Here is an 803-nt window from a genome sequence, read left to right on the forward strand (position 1 = left end):
GTCCATGGTCATCCCTCCTCTGTTTGGCGCAGGTCCGCCCTGACGCCGGTTTTAATCACCAACAGTGTGAGGGATGACCACCCCGACCGCTACGGCCTGGCTCGCGCCGGCCCGTTACCCCATCTAGCTGTCGGGTGTCTAGCTGTCGGGCAGAAGGCGGTCGGCTTGCCGGAGGGCGCTCTGGACCTGATCGCCGGGCAGGCCGGCCTTGCTCAGGGTGATCGCGCCGACGGTGATCGCGACCAGCGCGCGGGCCCGGTCCGCCGGGCTGTCCGGGGCCGTGCCGGGGGGCGCGGCCTGGGCGATCGTCTGGGCCATCAAGCCCTCGATCCGGGCGATGTGCTGCTGCACCACGGTCTGCACGGCGGGGTCGTGGTTGGCGAGTTCGGTGATGCAGTTGACCAGCAGACAGCCGCGGCAGGTGTCCTGCGTTTCGACCATCGCGCCGATCATCCGCTGCAGTGCTGCCCGCGGCGATCCGGCGTCGCGGGCGATCGCGGTCAAGTCGTCGACGCTGCGGTCGGCGTAGACCCGCAGGGCGCGCAGCAGCGCCTCGTGCTTGGAGCCGAAGCAGCTGTAGAAGCTGGACCGGCTGAGCCCCATCGCCTGGGTCAGATCGTCGAGCGAGGTCGCCTCGTAGCCCTGCCGCCAGAACACGTCGAGCGCGGCGTTCAGCGCCGCGGCTTCGTCGAAGCTGCGCGGCCGGCCGCGGGTCGGCGTTTCGTGGGACGAGGCTTTCGAGGCATCCATGCCCAATATTTTGGACTGGTCGGTCTCGAATTCAAGGGCCGACATGGCGCGGC

The 803-nt window shown here is 69.4% G+C and carries 1 protein-coding gene; it reads right to left on the minus strand.

Annotation, left to right across the window (positions count from 1 at the left end; translation table 11 throughout):
* Positions 1–138 precede the first annotated feature (138 nt).
* The coding region (locus CKO28_RS27770) for a TetR/AcrR family transcriptional regulator (protein WP_338050264.1) at positions 139–803 on the minus strand (665 nt) is incomplete at its 5' end.

This window comes from Rhodovibrio sodomensis (genome assembly GCF_016583645.1).
GTDB classification, from domain to species: Bacteria; Pseudomonadota; Alphaproteobacteria; order Kiloniellales; family Rhodovibrionaceae; genus Rhodovibrio; species Rhodovibrio sodomensis.